The following is a 22,368-nucleotide window of genomic DNA, read 5'->3' on the forward strand; positions in this document are numbered from 1 at the left end:
CGGGACGCGCAGGCCTTCCAGAGTGCCGCCCGCGTCAGTTTCTGACAAGACACTTTAAACCTTGCGACTTGCAGCTAGTCTCAACAGTGAGTCGTCGCGTTACCCGCGCAGGCGGCTGGACACCCATCACCGCCTGCCATCGCGGGCTTATTGAGGTTGCCATGAAAATTCGAGAACTGGCCCAGCATTGGGAAGAGAACGCCAAGGGTCGCCTGACCAAAACCGAGTACGCGATCCACTTGGACGTCGAGTCGGCTGCGCGCCTGGCCGCTATCGCCGAGATGTACCCCAAGCGCAGCACCGAAGAATTGCTCGGCGAGCTGATCGGCGCGGCCCTTGAAGAGCTGGAAGCGAGCTTCCCCTACATCAAGGGCCAGCATGTGATCGCCACCGATGAAGAGGGTGACCCATTGTATGAAGACGTCGGCCCTACACCGCGCTTTCTGACCTTGTCACGCCGCTATCTGCATGATTTGTCTGCCGCCGCCGACGAACAGCAACACTGATAAACAGTCGATAAACCCCGTTTAACCCCGGTATTCCGGGCCTCACAGAGGCTCGGCGTACCGCTGCGCAACGTAAAAGTTCAAACTTTTAAACACTGACCAAACAGTCAGATATTTTTTTAGGCAAATCGCCATCTCCGCTGAACTTTTGAAAAAAGGCTCCGGTCACAACCAGTAAGCCATCACTTGGAACGGCCGTTTGAAAAGGGCATTTGGTGCTTTACCGCCGGGCCTGCAACCGCCAACCAATGAAGTGGATTTTGATTTTTTCAGGAGTTATCCAATGGAGTTGAAGACGATGAAGACCAGCACTGCCAAATCCTCGTTTAACCATCTGCGCGGGCTGAAATTGGCCGCGCTGGCAATCGGCACCAGCTTCGTTCTGGCGGGCTGCGCCGGTAACCCGCCGACCGAGCAATACGCCGTGACCCAGTCCGCCGTAAACAGCGCAGTCAGCGCCGGCGGCACCGAGTACGCAGCGGTAGAAATGAAGTCGGCTCAGGACAAGCTAAAAGCTGCTGAACTGGCCATGCACGACAAGAACTACGACAAAGCGCGTCAACTGGCTGAACAAGCCGAGTGGGATGCCCGTGTCGCAGAGCGCAAAGCCCAGGCTGCCAAGGCTGACCAGGCTGTGAAGGATTCCCAGAAAGCTGTGCAGGAACTGCGTCAGGAAGGCATGCGCCCGGCTGTGATCAAACAGCAATAAGCCGCCGCCACTGATTGCATTGCACCCGATATCGAATTGAAAGGACGACACGACTATGCGTAAACAATTGATGATCCCTGCCCTGCTGGCAATGAGCGTTGCTCTGGCGGCCTGCTCCACCCCGCCGAACCAGAACCTGGAAAACGCGCGGACCAACTTCTCGGCCCTGCAATCCAACCCGCAAGCCACCAAGGTAGCGGCGCTGGAAACCAAGGACGCGCAGGATTGGCTGGACAAGGCTGACAAGGCCTACCGCGACAAGGAAGACGAGAAGAAGGTCGACCAACTGGCCTACCTGACCAACCAGCGCGTTGAAGTGGCCAAAGACACCATTTCGCTGCGTGAGTCCGAAGCCAAGCTGAAAAACGCCGGTGATGAACGTGCCAAGGCGCTGCTGCAAGCCCGTGATGCACAGATCAAGCAACTGCAAGACAGCTTGAACGCCAAGCAGACTGATCGCGGCACCCTGGTGACTTTCGGTGACGTACTGTTCGCCACCAACAAGTCCGACCTGAAATCCAGCGGCCTGGTGAACATCACCAAACTCGCTCAGTTCCTGCGTGACAACCCGGACCGTAAAGTGATCGTCGAAGGCTACACCGACAGCACCGGTTCCGACTCGTACAACCAGAGCCTGTCCGAGCGTCGTGCCGCTTCGGTACAACGTGCACTGGCTAATCAAGGCGTGGATATCTCGCGCATCGTGACCCAGGGTTACGGCAAGGAATACCCGGTTGCCGACAACGGCAGCGTTTCGGGCCGCGCCATGAACCGCCGCGTTGAAGTAACCATTTCCAACGACAACCAGCCAGTCAAGCCACGCTCGTCCGTTGCTAACTGATTGATTGACGCAGGATAAAAAAACCACCGGAAACGGTGGTTTTTTTTTGCTTCAGAATTGGATCTGACGATTGCTGTCGTCGCCGCCCGCCAGCTCGAACTCCGTGCGCCGCCTGGTTTCGTCCTGCTCCTTTTGGGAAGGCTCGGCGTTCCACGCGCTGAGCTCATCCAGGCTTTGCTGCGCCCGGGCCATATCCATCATCCTGTCTATCGCACCAATATTCACCGTGACTCTCCCTTGACTGGCCATTCATAAGTTATCCATCAGCAACGCTGACAAGCCCTTAAGTGGCGTCTTACGGAATACGGTTCCAGATATTTCAATATCACTCCTGAAGCTGCGGCGTTTCCTGGCCCATGCAGCGCACGGCTTGTTTCTTGTTGTTCACCAGCACGCCGCTCAAACCCTTCTGCTCGGTATCAAACATCACCAATACGCCATCAATGCATTGCGCGACTTGTGCGGCCGGGGTCAGCGAGACCTTGTAGTCCTCACCCGGCACGGTCTTGAGCAGGGTGAAGTCACTGAGCAACAAGGCATCTTCCGGCTTGGCGAAGTGCAGGTAGCCATAGAACCACAGGCAACCGACGGTACCGATAATGGTGCCGATGCCGGTGAGGATCAGCGGGATCATGTTGCGTTCTTCGCTCATTGCGGGCTCTCTGATGAATCAACTTTAGGAATAGGGTAATTCGGAATTTCGCCCAGGCGGCGCAGGCCATTGAAGTGCTGCGGGTCGTCCAGATAGCGCAGCATCACGGTTTGCCAGGTTTTGTCGGCAAAGGTCTGCACATGGCCGCCACGGGTCAACTGCAACACCCGCGGTGGCGGCGCGGCCTGATACAGGCGAATGCCGTTGGCCACCGGCACGATCGGGTCATCCAGGCTATGGAACAGCAGCTTGGGCACACCGGTAAGCTGGGGCATGGCATTGATCGCACTGTCGGCGTCGGGCACCAGCCACGACAGCGGCACCTGAAACGGCCATGTTAACCAGGAGGTGCTGAGGGCGAATTGTCCTACGTCACGATAACTGGCGGGCACGCCGTCCAGCACCAGCGCCTTGAGCTGAGTTTGACGCTGCGGGTGTGCCGCCAGGTAATGCACCGCCAGCGCACCGCCCAGGCTCTGGCCCAACACGATCAGCGGCTGGCCCTGGGTTTCAGGGGCCTTATCGATCCAGCCGAACGCGGCATCGATGTCCTGATACACCGCCGGCAAGGACGGCTTGCCTTCAGACCGGCCATAACCGCGATAGTCCAGCAACAGCACTTGGTAGCCCTGCTCCGGCAGCCACCAACTGCCACCCAGGTGCCAGGCCAGGTTGCCGCCGTTACCGTGCAGGTGCAGCACCGTGCCTTTGAGCGGCACACCGGGTTTGGCCGGCAGCCACCAGGCATGCAGCTTTACACCATCGGCAGTGGTGAGGGTGACGTCGCGATAGGCCAGGTGGGCTTTTTCCGGAGTGAACGGCAGGCCGGGTTCGGGGTAGAACAGCAGTGAGCTGCAGCCGTTTAATGTGAGTAGCAGGCAAAAAATGCCGAGGATTCTCATCCGTTGAAGCCTCGCTGATAGGTTGTACTCATTTTCTCAAGAACAAATGAGATCAAATGTGGGAGCTGGCTTGCCTGCGATAGCGGTCTTTCAGTTAAGACAACGGTGACTGATACACCGCTATCGCAGGCAAGCCAGCTCCCACCTTTTTGATTCGGTTGTGTCAGGGAAATCTCTACAGGATATTCGAGTAATCCGCCTCGATCCGGTCCAGGCTCAGGTGGTTGAGGAAGTTGGAGAAGCACATCCACGCCGCCAGTGCGTTCATGTCGCGAAACTGCTCGGGCAAGTACTTGGGCGGCACCACCAGGCCTTCGTCGACCAGTTGGCGCAAGGTGCGCATGTCTTCCAGGGTGGTCTTGCCGCAGAACAACAGCGGCACTTGCTCCAGTTTGCCTTTGCGCACGGCCAGCTGGATGTAGTTGTAGACCATGATAAAGCCCTTGAGATAGGACAAATCCTTGGTAAACGGCAGGCCCGTCGGCGTCGAACCTCGGAACACGCGGCTGGCGTTGCCGTAGCTTTCGGCCATTTCAAAGCCTTGCTCGCGGAAAAACTCGAACACCTGCAGGAAGTCGGCGCCCTCCTCGACCATATGGATGGCGCGGGTGCGGTTGGTCAGTTTGCGCAGGCGGCTGGGGTAGGACGCGAAGGTGATGATCTCCATCAGAATCGCCAGGCCTTCCTGGGTCACCGTGGACGAGGGCGGCCCTTTGGACAGGAACGTGCAGATCGGCTGGTTCTGGCCATTGAGTGTGGTGCCGACGTGCACCAGGCCTTCATGAACCTCGAGCGCGCGCACATCACGCTCGTTGAACATCGCGTCGGCGCGGATCTTGATGTAGTCGGCGCCCGCCGCCGCGTCGGCGACGATACCGTCGGACTCGAACACGCGGATGGTCTCTTCGGCCTCGCCAAACACCTTGTTCAAACGGGTTTGCAGCAAGGCCACCGCATGCTTGGCCGTGAGCGTCTTGGCTTCGTCCTTGAGGTCGCCCCGGCCGTCGATCTGGTTCAGGTAGTCGGACATCATCAGGCCCAGGTCGGCCAGCGTCGGGTCACCCGCGTGGAACGCGTCCGAGGCGGCGCCGTAGAGTTCCTGGGAAATCAGGCCGAAATCCTCGGTGCCCCGCGCTTCGAGCATGCGCACCACCATGCGGTACTCGCGGCACATGCGGCGCATGATCTGCCCCACCGGACTGAACTGGCCGAGACGGCGGGTAATGTCGCGCTCGATGTTCTGGAACTCCAGCTTCACCGCACTGGAGTCGAACGACAGCGGCCGGCCCAGGTAATAATCGCGGTCCACGGCCGGCATGGCCTTGCCCTTGGCCTTGAGAAAGCCCTGGCGAATGCTCTCGTCCCACTTCACGGCGTCAAGGACGCGAATCGGTGTTTGTGCCAGCACAATGCGATCGGACAAGGTGCGTATCGTCTGCTGGTAATCGTCCACCCGGTGCTTCCTCTTTAAACGTTATTTGCCCGCGCGCCGGTAGCGCACGGCTTCAACGAACACATCGGCATTGGCCGGGTCATCCAGGTAGGCAAATACCTGGTCCATCGGGCTGTCGACCCGCACGCCGTCACCCTCGACGGTTTGCACGGTGCTGCCGTGCAAGGCATTTTGACCTATGGCTTGATGGATCTGCTCAAGGTCGAGGTTGTAGACCACCCATTCACGCGTTTTATCGCCCTCACCTTCAAAGTCGAAGCCGGCCAGGAAGTAATTGCCACCGAAGGCCGCCGGCAGCGGCGCCGACAGGTACCAGCGGTTGCCATGGCGCGACACCGTAAACAGGTATTCATCGCGCTGGCCCGGTTTGGCTTTAGGGTAGCTTACGGCCTTGTAATGCTGCTGATCGACACGGGTGATCTGCAGATTCAACGGTTCGCCCCACGCGTTTTTACTCGACCAGCGGCCGAGCAAGGCGTCGGGCGCGGCTTCAGGGGCCGGCAGCGGGTCCTTGAAGGTGACCAGGCAACCGCTGAGCAGCAGGAACGATATGGCGATTGCAATGACACGCCAGGCTTTCATTGGAAACCCCATCAAGTGTGGGAGCTGGGTTGTCGGGCTGGTCTAGACCGAGGCCAACACCAAATGCATGTAACGCTTGAGAATCTCAAGCATCTCTTCACCCGTCAGAGGCTCAGGGCCGCCAAGCAGGCCCTGATATTCCATCCGACCGATTATCGCCGTCAACACTCTGGCATCCTGTTGCGGCTCGCGGGAACCCAATACCTGGAAAAACTGCCCGGTGCCCTGCAACAGAATCTGTTGGTGCGAGCGCACCAGCTCAGCCAGGCGCGGGTTGAGCAAAGCTTCCTGGCGAAAGGCCTGTTCGGCCATCAAGTGTTCGCGGCGGTTGGTCAGTTGGCGCATCACGTAGTCGGCGGTCAGCCGCGCAATGTCATCAGCAAGCTGTGAGCGTGACTGCGGGCTGCCATCGCCATAGGCGACCATCTCGCGCAGCAAGCCTTCATTGCGCACCCACAGCTTGCCCATGAACGCAGCGCTGCGCTCAACGTATTGGGCGAAGGTATCGGTGAGCAGGTCATCAATGTCCTTGAAGTAATAGGTGGTGGCCGACAACGGCACGCCGGCCTCTGCTGCCACGGCGCGATGGCGTACGCCGCGTACCCCATCACGCACGACGATGCGCATGGCCGCATCGAGAATGTCTTGCCGGCGTTGCTCGCTGCCTCGGCGGCTGGCCTTGCGGCCCTGGTACTGGACACTTTCAGCCACGGCAGCAGCAATGCCGGCGGCGCCTTCTTGAGCCATTACGCGGTTCACGACAGATCTTCCTTTAAAGGGCGCCGTTCTGTTGACGGCTGAATTCGCCACACAAAAAAGCCGCCTTATAAAAGGCGGCTTCGGATCTCGCTACGGTTACGCTTGTGGCCGCATGTGCGGGAACAAGATCACATCGCGGATCGACGGCGAGTTGGTCAACAACATCACCAACCGGTCGATGCCGATACCTTCACCAGCGGTTGGCGGCATGCCGTATTCCAGGGCACGAACGAAGTCGGCGTCGTAGTGCATCGCCTCGTCGTCACCGGCGTCCTTGTCGGCCACCTGGGCCATGAAGCGCTCGGCCTGGTCTTCCGCGTCGTTAAGCTCGGAATAGGCGTTGGCGATTTCGCGGCCGCCGATGAACAGCTCGAAACGGTCGGTGACGTTCGGGTTGTCATCGTTGCGACGCGCCAGCGGCGACACTTCGAACGGGTACTGGGTAATGAAGTGCGGCTGTTCCAGCTTGTGCTCCACCAGTTCTTCGAAAATCATCACCTGCAATTTGCCCAGGCCTTCGAAGCCCAGCACCTTGGCGCCGGCTTTCTTGGCGATGGCGCGGGCCTTGTCGATGTCGGTCAGGTCGTCAGCGGTCAACTCAGGGTTGTACTTGAGGATCGAGTCGAACACCGATAGACGCACGAACGGTTCGCCGAAGTGGAACACCTTGTCGCCGTAAGGCACGTCGGTGCTGCCCAGCACCAGCTGCGCCAGTTCGCGGAACAGTTCTTCGGTGAGGTCCATGTTGTCTTCGTAGTCGGCGTAAGCCTGGTAGAACTCCAACATGGTGAATTCCGGGTTGTGCCGGGTCGAGACACCTTCGTTACGGAAGTTGCGGTTGATCTCGAACACCTTCTCGAAGCCGCCAACCACCAGGCGCTTGAGGTACAGCTCCGGCGCGATACGCAGGAACATTTCCAGGTCCAGCGCGTTGTGGTGGGTTTCGAACGGCTTGGCTGCGGCACCACCTGGGATGGTTTGCAGCATCGGCGTTTCCACTTCGAGGAAGTCACGCGCCATCAGGAAGCTGCGGATGTGCGCAATCACTTGCGAACGCACGCGGAAGGTCTGGCGCACGTCTTCGTTGACGATCAGGTCAACGTAGCGCTGACGATAGCGCTGCTCGGTGTCGGTCAGGCCGTGGTGCTTGTCCGGCAGCGGGCGCAGCGACTTGGTCAGCAGGCGCACGCTGGTCATTTCAACGTACAGGTCGCCCTTGCCGGAACGTGCCAGGGTGCCTTCGGCAGCAATGATGTCGCCCATGTCCCAGGTTTTCACCGAGGCCAGGGTTTCTTCAGGCAGGGTTTTACGGTTGACGTACACCTGAATGCGACCGGTCATGTCCTGGATCACCATGAACGAGCCACGGTTAAGCATGATGCGACCCGCCACCTTGACCGGGATTGCAGCCTCTGCCAGTTCTTCCTTGGTCTTGTCCGCGTACTGTTTCTGCAAGGCATCGCAGTAGTTGTCACGGCGGAAGTCATTCGGGAAGGCATTGCCCTTGGCGCGCTCGGCAGCAAGCTTTTCCTTGCGCAGGGCGATCAGGGAGTTTTCTTCCTGTTGCAGGGCTTGCGGGTCGAGTTGTTGGTCGCTCATGTCTTTAAATTTTCCATCACAGGTTCGTTGCCCCCAGGCCTTCGACCTGGGGATCGCGGGCAAGCCCGCTCCCACAGAGGGTGTTACAAGCCGGATTTCAGGCTGGCTTCCAGGTATTCGTCGATATCACCGTCGAGCACCTTGTCGCAATCGCTGCGTTCGATGTTAGTGCGCAGATCCTTGATCCGCGACGCATCAAGCACATACGAACGGATCTGGTGGCCCCAGCCGATATCCGACTTGGTGTCTTCCAGCGCCTGGGAAGCCGCGTTGCGCTTCTGCATCTCCTGCTCGTACAACTTGGCCCGCAGCATTTTCATGGCGGTGTCCTTGTTGGCGTGCTGGGAACGTTCGTTCTGGCAGCTGACCACGGTGTTGGTCGGTACGTGGGTGATACGTACGGCCGAGTCGGTGGTGTTTACGTGCTGGCCGCCGGCACCGGAGGAGCGGTAGGTGTCGATGCGCAGGTCGGCCGGGTTGATCTCGATTTCTACCTTGTCGTCGATCTCTGGCGAGACGAAAACGGCGGAGAACGAGGTATGGCGACGGTTGCCGGAGTCGAACGGGCTCTTGCGCACCAGGCGGTGTACGCCGATCTCGGTCCGCAGCCAGCCAAAGGCGTATTCGCCCTTGATGTGCACGGTCGCGCCCTTGATACCGGCGACTTCACCGGCGGACAGTTCCATGATGGTGGCGTCGAAACCACGTTTATCCGCCCAGCGCAGGTACATGCGCAGCAGGATGTTGGCCCAGTCCTGGGCCTCGGTGCCGCCGGAACCGGCCTGGATGTCCAGGTAGGCATTGTTCGGGTCCATTTCGTGGCTGAACATGCGGCGGAATTCAAGCTTGGCGAGGTTTTCCTCGAGACGGGCCAGCTCGGCGACGACATCGCCCACTGCGCCTTCGTCGTTTTCTTCGACGGCCATGTCCAGCAGGTCGCGGCAATCGCCCAGACCGGTGTTCAACTCGTCGAGGGTATCGACGATCTGCGCCAGCGCAGCGCGCTCGCGCCCCAGTTCCTGGGCGTATTCAGGTTTGTTCCAGACAGCCGGATCTTCAAGCTCGCGATTGACTTCGGTCAGACGCTCATGCTTTTGATCGTAGTCAAAGATACCCCCGAATAGTTTCGGAGCGCTCGGACAGGTCCTTGATGGTGTTAAGGATCGGGTTGATTTCCATGGCGGGCAGCACTCGTTGGCGAACTTTTGAAAGCCGACGAGTATAACGACAAACCGGGGCTAACGGCAGCCCGCTTGGCGAAAAGGCGGGGTTTGTACACAACTTCCAGGAGAAAAGAGATCAACTGTGGGAGCTGGCTTGCCTGCGAAAGCGGTGTGCCAGGTACGGATGTGGTCACTGACAGGCCGTCATCGCAGGCAAGCCAGCTCCCACAAGGGTTCGGCGGTGCTCTGCCTACTCGATCCCCACCTGATTACGCCCATTATGCTTGGCCGTGTACAACCCCTTGTCCGCCGCCATGATCAACTGCCGACAATCCGTGCCCTGCACCGGCGTCATGGTCGACAGGCCAATACTGATAGTCAGGCTCGCCCCTTCTGCCGGGGCAATGTGCGGGATTTTCAGCGCGGCAACCGCCATGCGCAGTTTCTCGGCCACCAGGCGCGCACCGCCCGGCGAGGTATTGGGCAATACCAGTGCAAACTCTTCACCGCCGTACCGCGCCGGCAAGTCCGAAGGCCGGCTACTGGCCTCACGGATGCTCGCGGCGACTTTGCGCAGGGCTTCATCACCTTCGACGTGGCCAAAGCTGTCGTTGTAGGTCTTGAAGAAGTCCACGTCGATCATCAATAACGACAGCTGGGTCTGGTCACGCATGGCACGACGCCATTCCAGCTCCAGGTATTCGTCAAAATGGCGGCGGTTGGACAGCCCGGTGAGACCATCGGAGTTCATCAGCCGTTGCAGCACCAGGTTGGTGTCCAGCAACTGCTGCTGGCTCACCCGCAGCGCGCGGTACGCCGCATCCCGTTGCAATAACGTCATGTACGAGCGTGAGTGATAGCGAATGCGCGCCACCAGCTCGATGTTATCCGGCAGCTTGACCAGGTAATCATTGGCCCCGGCCGAAAACGCCGCGCTCTTGATCAGCGGGTCTTCCTTGGTCGAAAGCACGATGATCGGGATATTCGCCGTGGCCGGGTGGTTGCGGTATTCGCGCACCAGTGTCAGGCCATCAAGGCCGGGCATCACCAGGTCTTGCAGGATCACTGTCGGTTTGATGCGGATCGCCTGGGCGATCGCTTGATGCGGGTCGGCGCAAAAGTGAAAATCGATGTTTTCTTCGTGGGCCAGGCCACGCCGCACGGCTTCGCCGATCATGGCCTGGTCGTCGACCAGCAACACCATGGCTGCGTTTTCGTCGGTCTTGATGTCGTCGATCTGTAAATCATTCATGTGCAGTCACCTGAATTACTTTCCTGCAAGCCGGCACCGCGAGAGGTTTTGATCATTTTGCAAATACCTCCAGCAATCGGGGCGCAATGCTGTCCAGTGGGCGAATTTCAACAGCAGCATCAATGGCCGCCGCCGCTTTGGGCATGCCATACACCGCACAGCTCTGCTGATCCTGGGCGATGGTCAAATAGCCTTGTTCACGCAATATCTTGAGGCCCTGGGCCCCGTCGCGCCCCATACCGGTCAGCAACACGCCGACGGCATCACCATTCCAGTGGCTGGCGACGCTCTCGAAAAACACGTCGATGGACGGCCGGTAAATCTCGTTCACCGGCTCCGCTGTATAGGCTAGCGTGCCATTTTTCAACAGGCGAATGTGGTGGTTGGTACCGGCCAGCAGCACCACGCCGCTTTGTGGCGGCTCGCCCTCTCGCGCCAGGCGCACCGGCAGGCCGGAGGCGCTGCTCAACCATTCGGCCATGCCGGCGGCGAACACCTGGTCCACATGCTGCACCAGCACAATGGCGGCGGGAAAATCGCGGGGCAAACCCTTGAGCAGGATTTCCAGGGCGGCCGGGCCGCCCGCCGACGACCCAATCGCCACCAGGCTCTGACGTTTGCCGGGCGCGCGTGCAGGCGCGGTGTCGGCGCGTACGCGGCTGCCTCGCTGGCCGATCAGCCAGCCAATATTGAGGATTTTGCGCAGCAACGGCGCCGCCGCATCCTTGGGGTTGCCCACGCCCAGCGCCGGGGTGTCCACCACATCCAGGGCGCCATGGCCCATGGCTTCGAACACGCGACTCATATTCGCCTGGCGGTCGACGGTCACCAGCAGAATAGCGCATGGGGTCTCGGCCATGATCTGCCGCGTGGCCTCCACGCCGTCCATCACCGGCATGATCAGGTCCATAAGGATCAAGTCCGGGGTCAACTCGGCGCAGCGTTGTACGGCCTCCAGGCCATTGTTGGCCACCCACACCACCTGGTGCGCCGGTTCGAAACTCAAGGCACGGCGCAGCGCCTCTACCGCCAGGGGCATGTCATTGACGATCGCAATCCTCATGCCCGTGCGCCCCCGATCAGCTCCATCACGGCATCCAGCAAGGCGTCGTCGTGGAAACTGGCTTTAGCCAGATAATAGTCGGCGCCGGCGTCCAGCCCACGGCGCCGGTCTTCTTCGCGATCCTTGTACGACACCACCATCACCGGCAACGATTGCAGGCGACTATCACGGCGCAAGAGTGTGACCAATTCGATCCCGTCCATACGAGGCATATCAATGTCAGTGATCAGCAGGTCGAAGTCTTCGGAACGCAGTGCGTTCCAGCCATCCATGCCATCGACGGCGACCGCCACCTCATAACCACGATTAAGTAACAATTTACGTTGCAGCTCACGCACGGTGAGCGAGTCATCCACCACCAGCACGCGCTTGCGCGGTGCTTCGGTGGCCTGCTGGCTGCGCCGGGCGATACGCTCCAGGCGGCCAGTGTTGAGCAATTTATCCACCGAACGCAGCATGTCTTCGACGTCGACGATCAACACCACCGAGCCGTCATCGAGCAAAGCACCGGCGGAAATATCCTGGACCTTGCCCAAGCGGTCATCCAGCGGCAACACCACCAGGGTGCGTTCGCCGATAAAACGTTCCACCGCAATGCCATACACCGCATCACGCTCGCGGATCACCACCACCTTCAGGGTTTCGTCATTGCTCTGCCCCGCCGGGCGCTGCAATAACTGGCTGGCGGCCACCAGGCCGACATGCCGGCCTTCGTGCCAGAAATGCTGGCGGCCTTCCAGTTGCACGATGTCATCCGGCGCCAGGTCGCACATGCGTTCGATATGCGCCAGCGGGAAGGCATAGGCTTCCTCGCCGACTTCCACCACCAGGCTACGCACCACCGACAAGGTCAACGGCACTTCCAGGTGGAAACGGCTGCCCTGCCCCGCCGTCTGTTCCAGCACCACCGCGCCGCGCAATTGGCGGACCATATGCTGCACCGCATCCAGGCCGACGCCGCGCCCGGACACCTCGGTGACCTTGTCGCGCAGGCTGAAGCCCGGCAGGAACAGGAAGGTCAGCAGCTCTTCTTCACTCAAGCGCAGCGCGGTTTCCAGCGGTGACAGGTGCCGGTCGACGATAGTGCCGCGCAGGCGTTCCAGATCGACGCCATTGCCGTCATCGCTTAACTCCAGCACCAGCAAACCGGCCTGGTGCGAGGCGCGCAGGCGGATCAAGCCTTCGGCGGGTTTGCCTGCCAACACCCGCTGCTCCGGCATTTCAATGCCGTGGTCGACGGCATTGCGCAATAAGTGCGTGAGCGGCGCTTCGAGTTTTTCCAATACGTCGCGGTCGACCTGGGTCTTTTCCCCCTCGATCTCCAGGCGCACCTGCTTGCCGAGGCTGCGGCCAAGGTCGCGCACCATGCGCACCTGGCCGGCGAGCACATCGGCAAATGGCCGCATGCGGCAGGCCAGCGCAGTGTCATAAAGCACTTGGGCACGCTGCCCGGCCTGCCAGCCGAACTCATCCAGCTCGGCGGTTTTATCCGCCAGCAATGCCTGGGCTTCACTCAACAGGCGGCGGGTGTCGGCCAGGGCTTCCTGGGCTTCCAGGCTCAAGTCCATCGCCTTGAGCTGGCCATCGAGCGTGTCCAGGGCGCGCGCGCTGTTGCTTTGAATGCGCTTGAGGCGTTGCAGGCTCGCCAGGTAAGGCTTGAGCCGCTGGGTCTCGACCAAGGACTTGCTCGACAAGTCGAGCAGGCTGTTCAAGCGCTCGGCGGTGACGCGCAGCACGCGCTCGCCGCCTTCGGTCATGCGTCTGTTCGGGCGCGGCAGGTCAGTGCTGACAGGCGGCGCGGGCTCTGGCTCCGGCGGCAGCGGGTCAATCACCGGCGCAGGCGCAGGTTCCGGAGTGGCGACGGCGACCGGTGCGGCTTGAACGATCGGCTGCGACGGATCCAGCAGGCGTTCCATCAGCGCCACATACCCTTCGATATCCGCCGGGCCTACGTTATTGCCCGGCGTGGCGATGCGCATCAGCAGGTCGGTGCCCTGCAGCAAGGCGTCGATATGCTCAGGTTGCAGGTACAGGCGGCTTTCCTGGGCGCTGACCAGGCAGTCCTCCATCACGTGGGCCACGCTGACCCCCGCGTCCACGCCGACAATCCGCGCCGCGCCTTTAAGCGAGTGCGCGGCGCGCATGCACGCCTCAAGCTGGTCGGCTTGGGTGGGGTTGCGCTCCAGAGCCAGCAGGCCCGCGCTCAATACCTGGGTTTGTGCATCGGCTTCCAGGCTGAACAGTTCCAGCAGCGAGGCATCGCGCATCTGGTCGGGGGTCATGTGAGGCTCCGGGTCACGGCAGACAACAATTGCGCCTCGTCCAGCCAACGCAGGCTGCGGCCTTTCCACTGCAACACGCCTTGGGTGAAGCGCGCACTGGCCTGGGTGCCGGAGGCCGACGCGGCCTTCAAGGTGCGCTCATCGATGGCATGGATGCCGTCTACTTCGTCCACCGGCACCACCACCGGGCCGTCCTGGGCGGCAATAATCAACATGCGCGGCATCACCCGCGCGCCGCTTGCGCCGGTGCTGGCAGGGTCCAGCCCCAGCAGCTCCACGAGTGACAGGCACGCCACCAGTGCACCGCGCACATTCGCCACGCCCAGTAATGCGCGGGAACGCTGGTGTGGCAACGAATGAATCGGCTGCAGTGGCGCCACTTCCACCAGGCATCGGGTGGCAATGCCCAGCCACTCTTCACCCAGACGGAACATCAGAATCGAACGGGTGACGATGTTTTCGTCAACTTCCGCGACGGCATACGCCTGCCGGTCGCCCTGCTGCAACGCGTAACGGTCAAGCAGGCGCGTGGCGGCGGCGGAGTACACCGAGCAGTTACGGCAGTGGATATGCTCGGCGAGCAACGGGCAGGACTTGTCACCATGGATGCCGATGCGGTTCCAGCAGTCGTCGATGGCTTGGGTGTCGGCCAGGGTCAGGTCCAGGCCTGCGGTGTCGAGCGCATCAAGGTTATTCATCGTTTGGACTCACTGTCTGCCCGCTCGCTGCGCGCGGCCCGCGCCTGCAAGCGGCGCGCGCCCGCGCTGTCGCCCTGGGACTCGAGCAATGCGGCCAGGTGCATCAAGGCCTGCGGGTGCTGCGGTTCCAGGTACAAGGCTTTGCGGTAATAACCCTGGGCTTCCAGGGCGCTGCCGGCCACGTCGCTGAGCAGCCCCAGCCAGTAAAACACTTGGGCGGCCGGCGGGTGGTTACTCAAATACTGTTCACACGCAGCGCGGGCCTCGGCACTTTTGCCTTCGTTGGCCAGCGTGGCGATGCGGCTGAGCAAGTCGCCCGCATCGCTGTGTGGCGCCTTGATCGGCACCACCTGGGCACTCACCGTGCTGAACGGGCGCGGCTTGGCCGGAATCGGCGCCGCGCTGCGTTGGGGGATGGGCAGGGGCACAAACACCGGTTCAGGCTTGACCGGCTCGGCATGCCGGCTGAATGCAAAGGATTGCGGCACGCCAATCGAACGCATGCCATGGCGCCCCAACAGGCTGCCTTCGGCGGGGCCGATAAACAGCACGCCGTCTTCGTGGGTCAGGCTCTTGAGCACATCGAACACTTGCTTCTGGGTGGGCTGGTCGAAGTAGATCAGCAGGTTGCGGCAAAATACAAAATCGTAACTGGGTTCATTCGTCAGCAACGCCGGGTCGAGCAAGTTGCCAACTTGCAGGCGCACTTGTTCGCGCACCCGCTCGGCGATATGGAAACCATCGGGCTGTTCGCTGAAGTGACGCTCGCGAAACTCGATATCACCGCCGCGAAAGGAGTTCTTGCCGTACACGCCACGCTTGGCGCGCTCCACCGACAGCGGGCTGACATCCAGCCCCAGTACCTTGAACTGGTGCGGCGCAAGCCCAGCATCGAGCAAGGCCATGGCAATCGAATAAGGCTCTTCGCCCGTGGAGCATGGCAGGCTGAGAATACGCAGGGCGCGCATCTGCTTGATCGCCGCCAGGCGCTCCTTGGCCAAACGCGCCAAGGTAACAAAGGACTCGGGGTAGCGGAAAAACCAGGTCTCGGGGACGATCACCGCTTCGATCAGCGCCTGCTGCTCATCATGGGAACTCTGCAAATGCTGCCAGTACTCTTGTGCGGTCTGCGCCTGCACGGTCTGGCTGCGCTGGCGTACGGCTCGCTCGATGATCGCCTCGCCCACCGAGGCGACGTCCAGGCCAATACGGTCTTTCAAGAAGGCAAAGAAGCGCGGGTCGTTGCTCATAGGCTCAGCTCACTGGCAAACAGCAAGGCGCGCACATCATCGGTGAGCAGGTCGGCGACGCCGACCCATTGCATCAAGCCCAAGGCATCTTCACGCACTGGCCCCAGGTACGGCGCCTCGCGGTTAGCCAGGCCATAAGGCTGGAATTCGGCCGGGTCGCAACGCAGGGTGTCGGTGGCTTGCTCCAGGATCAGCCCCAGCCAGCGTGCCTCGATCCAGGGTTGCGGCTGGTAATTGACCAGCACCAGCCGGGTGCTGGTGCGCGCCTGGGCCGCTGTGCCGAAGGTCAACGCACACAGGTCGACGACGGGCACCATTGCGCCACGGTGAGCAAAGATCCCCGCCACCCACAATGGTGCGTGGGCGATAGGTTTGAGCGGCAGGCGCGGCAACACCTCGGCCACTTCCGTGGCCTTGAGGGCGTAGCGTTCACCACCGATGCGGAACACCAGGAACAACGCCTTTTTCGCTGCCGGGACGGCGCCGCGTTTAGCCGCGAGGTCGCTCATCAGACTTTGAAACGCGATACGCCGCTGCGCAGACCGACTGCGACCTGGCTCAGTTCATCAATGGCAAAGCTGGCCTGGCGCAGGGACTCCACGGTCTGGCTGCTGGCATCGCCCAGTTGCACCAGCGCGTGGTTGATCTGCTCGGCGCCGGTGGCCTGGGCCTGCATGCCTTCGTTGACCATCAACACCCGCGGCGCCAGGGCCTGCACCTGATGGATGATCTGCGACAGCTGCTCGCCCACTTGCTGCACTTCGAACATGCCGCGACGCACTTCTTCGGAGAACTTGTCCATGCCCATCACGCCCGCCGACACCGCCGACTGGATCTCGCGCACCATCTGCTCGATGTCGTAGGTGGCCACCGCGGTCTGGTCGGCCAGGCGGCGCACTTCGGTGGCCACCACGGCAAACCCGCGTCCGTACTCGCCGGCCTTCTCGGCTTCGATGGCGGCGTTGAGCGACAGCAGGTTGGTCTGGTCGGCCACTTTGACGATGGTCACCACCACTTGGTTGATGTTGCCGGCCTTCTCATTGAGGATCGCCAGCTTGGCGTTCACAAGGTCAGCGGCGCCCATCACCGAATGCATGGTTTCCTCCATGCGCGCCAGGCCTTGCTGGCCGGAACCGGCGGCGACCGAGGCCTGGTCGGCGGCGGTGGACACTTCGGTCATGGTGCGCACCAGGTCTTTGGACGTGGCGGCAATTTCCCGCGACGTCGCGCCGATTTCGGTGGTGGTGGCCGCTGTTTCGGTGGCCGTGGCCTGTTGTTGCTTGGAGGTGGCGGCGATCTCGGTCACCGAGGTGGTCACCTGAACCGATGAACGCTGGGCCTGGGAGACCAGGGCGGTCAGCTCGGTCATCATGTCATTGAAGCCGGTTTCGACAGCGCCGAATTCGTCCTTGCGCTCCAGGTTCAAACGCTTGCTCAGGTCGCCCGTGCGCATGGTTTCGAGAATCTCGACGATGCGATTCATCGGCGCCATGATCGCGCGCATCAACAGCAGGCCGCACAGGCCGGCAGCGAGGATGGCCACAGCCAGCGACACGAACATACTGATTTTCGCGGCGGATACTGCGTCATCGATCGCGTTGGTTGCGCGGTCGGCGACATTCTTGTTATCGGTGATGATGTCGTTGAGCTTCATGCGGCCTGCGGTCCAGGTCGGCGTCAACTGGGTGTCGAACTCCTTGCGCGCGCCGGCCAGATCGCCCCGTTGCAGGCTGTCGAGCACGACGGCCAGGCTCTTGTTGTAGGCCTGGTGCAGCGCCTCGAACCGGTCGAACTGACTGCGATCCTCGTCACCGCGGATGGTTTGTGCGTAATTGGCCATCTGCTGCACGACGCGGGCTTCGAAGGATTTGAAATCGGCCTTGTCGGCGTCAGTCAACCCTTTGTCGTCGCGCAGGCCGATCAATTGCAGGGTATCCAGGTAACTGTCGACCCAGGCGCTGCGAATCATCGAGCTGAGGTACACCCCAGGCACCGCGTCATCCCGAACCGAATTCTCACCCTCCTCGATTTTCAGCAACCGTGAATAAGAGACCACAACCATTAACAGCATGATGGCGATAATGACCGCAAAGCTTGCCAAGATCCGTTGGCGCAAGGTCCAGTTCTTCACAGTAATTCCTCGAAGGGCCGATCAAATGCCGAGGAGTATAGCTGAGCGGGTGCCCGCATTAATCAACAGGTTTTGATGTAGCGCTCACAGAACGCAAAAACACTGCGCAGGTGACGCAGAGCGTCACGGGCTGCGCTCCCACGCAACGCGTGGGAGCGCTCATTGAGCCGGGACTTATTGGTTAAGCCGTACCTGTTTTTCCAGCTCGGCCTTTAAGCCGGGCTCAAGTTTGAGTTGGCGGGCCAGCTCGTCCAGGTAGGCTTTTTCCATGAAGTTTTCTTCGTCCACCAGCATCACGCTGGCGATGTACATCTCGGCGGCCATTTCCGGGGTGCTCGCTGCCCGCGCCACATCGGCGGGATCCAGAGGCTTGTTCAGCTCGGCGTGCAGCCAGCTTTGCAGTTCACGGTCGTTATCCAGCTTGGTGAATTCGCCTTCGATCAGGGCACGCTCACGTTCGTCTACATGCCCGTCGGCTTTGGCGGCAGCGACCAGCGCCTTGAGAATGCCCTGGCTGTGTTGCTCGACCTGGGCCGGCGGCAGGCGGTCGATGGTTTGCGGCTCGCCTTGGGGCGCGCCGGCCTGCTGCGCCTGCCAGTTGCCGTAGGCCTTGTAGGCGATCACGCCAAGTGCCGCCAGCCCGCCATAGGTGAGCGCCTTGCCGCCGAATTTGCGTGCCTTTTTATTCCCCAGCAACAGCCCCATCGCACCCGCCGCCAGGGCGCCGCCGCCCGCACCGCCGAGCAAACTGCCGAGCCCGCCGCCACCGAGCAAGCCGCCGAGGGCGCTTTTGTCGTCCGATTTGCGTTGCCCGCCTGCTTTGTTTTGCAACATGTCCTGGCCGGATTTGAGCAACTGATCGAGCAATCCACGGGTATTCATGCGTAGCCTCCAGACACTTGGGTTCGTAGGACCAATAGGCCCCCAGCGTAAAACTAAGTGCCAAAAAGCCACGATCTAGAGTGCTTCCAGATGTAACGCCGACAGCACAAGCTGGAAACGTCTTGTTTCATATGCAACGCCATCACCCCGCCATCAATCAATTTTCCTTCTGCATCGAACCGCTTAAGCTATCCGGCGTCTGTTTATTGTCCGTTGCGTTTGGTCGAAGGCATGTCCGAACCGTTATTTCTGATCCGTTACGTGCCAGGAACGGCGCGGGATTTGCTCACGACAGGTTGTCTCTATGCACCGCAGGAATTTGCTCAAAGCGTCCATGGCCATTGCGGCTTACACCGGTTTGTCGGCCAGCGGCCTGCTGGCCGCGCAGGCCTGGGCCGGGAACCGTGCCGCCGATGGCAAGGCCGTGGCGTTCGACTTCGACACGCTCAAGGCCCAGGCCAAGCAGCTCGCCGCCACCGCGTATAAAGACACCAAACAGGTGCTGCCGCCGACACTGGCAACCATGACCCCACAGAATTTCAATGCCATTGGCTACGACGGCAACCATTCGCTGTGGAAGGAACTGAACGGCCAGCTTGACGTGCAATTCTTCCACGTCGGCATGGGCTTCAAGACGCCGGTGCGCATGCACAGCGTCGACCCCAAGACCCGCGAAGCCCGCGAGGTGCATTTCCGCCCTTCGCTGTTCAACTATGCCAAGACCACGGTGGACACCAAACAGCTGACCGGCGACCTGGGGTTCTCCGGCTTCAAGCTGTTCAAGGCGCCGGAACTGGATCGCCATGACGTGCTGTCGTTTCTCGGCGCCAGCTACTTCCGTGCGGTGGACGCATCCGGCCAGTACGGCCTCTCCGCACGCGGCCTGGCGATCGATACCTACGCGAAAAAACGCGAAGAATTCCCCGACTTCACACAGTTCTGGTTCGAAACCCCAAGCAAGGACGCCACGCGCTTTGTGGTTTACGCCCTGCTCGACTCGCCGAGCGCCACTGGCGCCTACCGTTTTGACATCGACTGCCAGGCCAGCCAGGTGGTCATGGCCATCGACGCGCACATCAATGCGCGCACCGCCATCGAGCAACTGGGCATCGCGCCCATGACCAGCATGTTCAGCTGCGGCACCCACGAACGGCGGATATGCGACACCATCCACCCGCAAATCCACGACTCGGACCGCCTGGCCATGTGGCGTGGCAACGGCGAGTGGATCTGCCGCCCGCTGAACAACCCGGCCAAGCTGCAGTTCAACGCCTTTGCCGACACCGACCCGAAAGGCTTCGGCCTGGTGCAGACCGACCATGAGTTCGCCAGCTACCAGGACACCGTGGACTGGTACAGCAAGCGCCCAAGCCTGTGGGTGGAACCGACCACCGCCTGGGGCGAAGGCTCGATCGACCTGCTGGAAATCCCCACCACCGGCGAAACACTGGACAACATCGTGGCCTTCTGGACCCCGAAAAAGCCCGTGGCCGCTGGCGAATCACTCAACTATGGCTACAAGCTGTACTGGAGCGCACTGCCGCCGGTAAGCACACCGCTGGCGCAAGTGGATGCCACCCGTTCCGGCATGGGCGGTTTTACCGAAGGCTGGGCACCGGGCGAGCATTACCCCGACGTGTGGGCGCGCCGCTTTGCCGTGGATTTCAAGGGCGGTGGCCTGGATCGCCTGCCGGCCGGCACTGGAATCGAGCCGGTGGTGACCTGCTCCCACGGTGAAGTCAAAGACTTCAGCGTGCTGGTGCTGGACAACATCAAGGGCTATCGCATTCTGTTCGATTGGTACCCGACCAGCGACAGCGTAGAGCCGGTGGAGCTGCGGCTGTTTATCCGCACCCAGGACCGCACCTTGAGTGAAACCTGGCTGTATCAGTACTTCCCGCCGGCACCGGATCAGCGCAAGTACAGCTGATACGCGCCAACAGAGCGTTCCCACGCGAGCGTGGGAACGAGCTTGTGCCGGTTAAAACCGCGACACGCTCTTCATTGCGCCGATCAAGTAGCGCATCGCCACCTGATCGTTTTCGGTGAGGGCGCGATACTGCGCCAGCAACTCCACCTCATCCGAACTCAACCTTCGCCCCCGCAAGGACATCCGGCGACTCAAAAAAGACGCCACCGCACCCGCTACACCATAAGACTTGGTCATGGACCGTTACTCCTGATATCAGTCAATTACTCCTGGTGCCCATTCCCAACGCTCATGAAGCGCAGTGACTTCAAGGACAAACAGCCTGACTCCCTGGGCCAGAAATCACACTTACCCTAAGCGTAGAAACAATCTCGTGACGTGTGGGATTTTTTTAGAGTATTCACTTAAAAAATTACTTCGGTAACAAATACCTACAACCCTTTCGCACGCAGCGGCCGCTAAAGGTGGATATCGTGAAACTCTTGCGCGTACCACTGCGGATCAGGCTTGCGTTAAACGCGGGCAACAAAAAACCCACCGAATTGGGTGGGTTTGTTGAACGCAGGCGCGGGTTCAATCCCTCAGGTCAGACTCATGAATCGGCTGATCACGGTGAGTCGCCCGCTGGTACTGCGCAGGCCAGATGGCTTTGCGCCCGCCCAGGTCATCGTCGGCATGCAGCGGCCAGTAAGGGTCACGCAACAGCTCACGGGCAAGGAAGATGATGTCGGCCTGGCAGGTGCGCAGGATATGTTCGGCCTGGGCCGGTTCGGTGATCATGCCCACCGTGCCGGTGGCGATACCCGACTCTTTGCGCACGCGCTCGGCAAACCGCGTCTGGTAGCCGGGGCCGGTGGGAATCTCGGCGTTGGCGGCGGTGCCACCGGAGGACACGTCGATCAGGTCCACACCCAGGTCTTTGAGGCGGCGCGCCAGCTCCACGGTCTCATCGGGGTTCCAGCCGTCTTCGACCCAGTCGGTGGCCGACACCCGCACAAACAGCGGCAGCTCCTCGGGCCACACAGCGCGCACGGCTTTGGTCACTTCAAGCACCAGGCGGATACGGTTTTCAAACGAGCCGCCGTAGTGGTCCTGACGCTGGTTGCTGATCGGCGAAAGGAATTGGTGCAACAGGTAACCGTGAGCGGCGTGGATTTCCACCACTTCGAAACCGGCGGTCAGCGCACGCTTGGCGGCGGCGACAAAATCGGCAATCACCTGCTGGATCTGCCCTTCATCGAGTGGCTTGGGTTGCGTGTGGTTCGGGTCAAAGGCAATCGGCGAAGGGCCCACCGGCACCCAGCCGCCGTCTTCCGGCTTGACGCTGCCGTGCTTGCCGATCCACGGCCGGTGAGTGCTGGCCTTGCGCCCGGCATGTGCCAGCTGGATGCCCGCCACCGCGCCTTGGGCGGCAATAAAGCGGGTGATGCGTTGCAGCGGTTCGATCTGCGCGTCGTTCCACAGGCCCAGGTCCTGGGCGGTGATGCGGCCATCGGCGGTGACGGCGGTGGCTTCGGTAAAAATCAGCCCAGCGCCACCGACGGCGCGGCTGCCCAAGTGCACCAGGTGCCAGTCATTGGCTAGGCCATCGTCGGACGAGTATTGGCACATCGGCGAGACCGCGATGCGGTTGAGGAGGGTCAATTGACGGAGGGTGTAGGGTTCGAGCAGCTGACTCATGGCGCACCTCTTCTGGGTTCTGTGGGCACTATTC

Annotated in this window: 22 protein-coding genes; 4 read left to right on the forward strand and 18 right to left on the reverse strand. The window is 61.1% G+C overall.

Annotation, left to right across the window (positions count from 1 at the left end):
- Positions 1–161 precede the first annotated feature (161 nt).
- From QF043_RS22415 to QF043_RS22425, 3 genes are all read left to right on the forward strand, one after another.
- Entirely contained in the window at positions 162–506 is a 345-nt protein-coding gene (locus QF043_RS22415) for a pilin assembly protein (RefSeq protein WP_236370631.1), read from the forward strand.
- A 283-nt stretch (positions 507–789) separates the two neighbouring features.
- Positions 790–1,215 carry a DUF4398 domain-containing protein gene (locus QF043_RS22420; protein WP_017137109.1) on the forward strand — a complete coding sequence of 142 codons (426 nt, stop codon included), beginning with the start codon at positions 790–792 and terminating at the stop codon, positions 1,213–1,215.
- Positions 1,216–1,270: 55 nt separating this feature from the next.
- Positions 1,271–2,056, forward strand: a complete 786-nt coding sequence (locus QF043_RS22425) for an OmpA family protein (protein WP_307420230.1) — start codon at positions 1,271–1,273, stop codon at positions 2,054–2,056.
- 51 nt (positions 2,057–2,107) lie between these two features.
- Here the strand turns inward: QF043_RS22425 and QF043_RS22430 are convergent, their stop codons facing one another.
- The 16 genes from QF043_RS22430 to QF043_RS22505 form a co-directional block, all read right to left on the reverse strand.
- Positions 2,108–2,281, reverse strand: a complete 174-nt coding sequence (locus QF043_RS22430) for a hypothetical protein (RefSeq protein WP_305458313.1) — start codon at positions 2,279–2,281, stop codon at positions 2,108–2,110.
- Positions 2,282–2,381: 100 nt separating this feature from the next.
- A complete protein-coding gene (locus QF043_RS22435) occupies positions 2,382–2,708 on the reverse strand; it encodes a hypothetical protein (RefSeq protein ID WP_069786226.1) in 327 nt (108 codons plus the stop codon).
- A complete protein-coding gene (locus QF043_RS22440; protein ID WP_307420231.1) occupies positions 2,705–3,610 on the reverse strand; it encodes an alpha/beta hydrolase in 906 nt (301 codons plus the stop codon). The genes QF043_RS22435 and QF043_RS22440 overlap by 4 nt, the downstream gene beginning before the upstream one ends.
- Positions 3,611–3,785: 175 nt before the next feature.
- Positions 3,786–5,063 carry a flavohemoglobin expression-modulating QEGLA motif protein gene (locus QF043_RS22445; RefSeq protein ID WP_307420232.1) on the reverse strand — a complete coding sequence of 426 codons (1,278 nt, stop codon included), beginning with the start codon at positions 5,061–5,063 and terminating at the stop codon, positions 3,786–3,788.
- Between the two features lie 21 nt (positions 5,064–5,084).
- Complete coding sequence (locus QF043_RS22450; RefSeq protein ID WP_307420233.1) at positions 5,085–5,645, reverse strand: hypothetical protein; 561 nt, start codon at positions 5,643–5,645, stop codon at positions 5,085–5,087.
- A gap of 42 nt (positions 5,646–5,687) precedes the next feature.
- On the reverse strand, positions 5,688–6,404 hold the full coding sequence (locus QF043_RS22455; protein ID WP_305458307.1) for a TetR/AcrR family transcriptional regulator: 717 nt from the start codon (positions 6,402–6,404) through the stop codon (positions 5,688–5,690).
- Positions 6,405–6,500: 96 nt separating this feature from the next.
- A complete protein-coding gene (gene lysS, locus QF043_RS22460; RefSeq protein ID WP_017137101.1) occupies positions 6,501–8,003 on the reverse strand; it encodes a lysine--tRNA ligase in 1,503 nt (500 codons plus the stop codon).
- An 83-nt stretch (positions 8,004–8,086) separates the two neighbouring features.
- Positions 8,087–9,182 (reverse strand): peptide chain release factor 2 gene (prfB, locus tag QF043_RS22465; RefSeq protein WP_096236834.1). Its coding sequence is split into 2 segments (ribosomal slippage): positions 8,087–9,109 and positions 9,111–9,182, totalling 1,095 coding nucleotides; the frame shifts between segments, so codons are not numbered across the junction.
- Between the two features lie 234 nt (positions 9,183–9,416).
- Positions 9,417–10,418 carry a PleD family two-component system response regulator gene (locus tag QF043_RS22470; protein ID WP_305458304.1) on the reverse strand — a complete coding sequence of 334 codons (1,002 nt, stop codon included), beginning with the start codon at positions 10,416–10,418 and terminating at the stop codon, positions 9,417–9,419.
- 52 nt (positions 10,419–10,470) lie between these two features.
- Entirely contained in the window at positions 10,471–11,481 is a 1,011-nt protein-coding gene (locus QF043_RS22475; protein ID WP_307420235.1) for a chemotaxis response regulator protein-glutamate methylesterase, read from the reverse strand.
- Entirely contained in the window at positions 11,478–13,763 is a 2,286-nt protein-coding gene (locus QF043_RS22480) for a hybrid sensor histidine kinase/response regulator (protein WP_307420236.1), read from the reverse strand. The genes QF043_RS22475 and QF043_RS22480 overlap by 4 nt, the downstream gene beginning before the upstream one ends.
- A complete protein-coding gene (locus QF043_RS22485; RefSeq protein WP_307420237.1) occupies positions 13,760–14,461 on the reverse strand; it encodes a chemotaxis protein CheW in 702 nt (233 codons plus the stop codon). Before QF043_RS22485 ends, QF043_RS22480 begins: the two co-directional genes overlap by 4 nt.
- Positions 14,458–15,711, reverse strand: coding sequence for a protein-glutamate O-methyltransferase CheR (locus tag QF043_RS22490; protein ID WP_307420238.1), 1,254 nt, complete (start codon positions 15,709–15,711; stop codon positions 14,458–14,460). Before QF043_RS22490 ends, QF043_RS22485 begins: the two co-directional genes overlap by 4 nt.
- Entirely contained in the window at positions 15,708–16,220 is a 513-nt protein-coding gene (locus QF043_RS22495; protein ID WP_307420239.1) for a chemotaxis protein CheW, read from the reverse strand. Before QF043_RS22495 ends, QF043_RS22490 begins: the two co-directional genes overlap by 4 nt.
- On the reverse strand, positions 16,220–17,842 hold the full coding sequence (locus QF043_RS22500; protein WP_056857575.1) for a methyl-accepting chemotaxis protein: 1,623 nt from the start codon (positions 17,840–17,842) through the stop codon (positions 16,220–16,222). Before QF043_RS22500 ends, QF043_RS22495 begins: the two co-directional genes overlap by 1 nt.
- Before the next feature lie 174 nt (positions 17,843–18,016).
- Positions 18,017–18,724: a tellurite resistance TerB family protein gene (locus QF043_RS22505; protein WP_056857576.1), complete on the reverse strand. Its 708-nt coding sequence runs from the start codon at positions 18,722–18,724 to the stop codon at positions 18,017–18,019.
- A 304-nt stretch (positions 18,725–19,028) separates the two neighbouring features.
- Between QF043_RS22505 and QF043_RS22510 the strand changes: the two genes are divergently transcribed.
- Entirely contained in the window at positions 19,029–20,654 is a 1,626-nt protein-coding gene (locus QF043_RS22510; protein ID WP_307420240.1) for a glucan biosynthesis protein D, read from the forward strand.
- 51 nt (positions 20,655–20,705) lie between these two features.
- Here QF043_RS22510 and QF043_RS22515 read toward each other — a convergent pair whose 3' ends face one another.
- Together QF043_RS22515 and QF043_RS22520 are read right to left on the reverse strand one after the other, a co-directional pair.
- Positions 20,706–20,891, reverse strand: coding sequence for a hypothetical protein (locus tag QF043_RS22515; RefSeq protein ID WP_307420241.1), 186 nt, complete (start codon positions 20,889–20,891; stop codon positions 20,706–20,708).
- Between the two features lie 336 nt (positions 20,892–21,227).
- A complete protein-coding gene (locus QF043_RS22520) occupies positions 21,228–22,334 on the reverse strand; it encodes an NADH:flavin oxidoreductase/NADH oxidase (protein ID WP_056857579.1) in 1,107 nt (368 codons plus the stop codon).
- Between the last annotated feature and the right edge of the window lie 34 nt (positions 22,335–22,368).

Origin of the sequence: Pseudomonas sp. W3I7 (assembly GCF_030816095.1) — a bacterium.
In the GTDB taxonomy this organism is placed as follows: Bacteria; Pseudomonadota; Gammaproteobacteria; order Pseudomonadales; family Pseudomonadaceae; genus Aquipseudomonas; species Aquipseudomonas salomonii.